We start from the raw sequence: 252 nt of genomic DNA on the forward strand, positions 1-252 counted from the left end.
CTCCCCCGTCAGGGGCTGAGAGCGGCCGCCACGTAACCGGACCGGCCGCCGGATACACAGAACTCCTGACACTCCCATCCATTGCCCGGCGCAAGTTCGTCGACGTCCATCGGGCGCAGGGCTCCACCATCGCCGACGAGGCCATCCGGCGCATCGCGCAGCCCTACGCGGCCGAGAAGGAGACGCGGGGTCCGCCACCGGACCGGCGCGTCGAGGTCCGGCAGGCGAAGGCGAGGCCGGTCTTCGACGATC

The 252-nt window shown here is 71.4% G+C and carries 1 protein-coding gene; it reads left to right on the plus strand.

Going from position 1 to position 252, the window contains the following annotated elements:
- On the plus strand, positions 1-252 hold a 252-nt coding region (locus tag Q1B08_RS21885), incomplete at both ends, for a transposase (RefSeq protein ID WP_299823625.1).

This window comes from uncultured Jannaschia sp., from assembly GCF_947494025.1.
Taxonomy (GTDB): domain Bacteria; phylum Pseudomonadota; class Alphaproteobacteria; order Rhodobacterales; family Rhodobacteraceae; genus Jannaschia.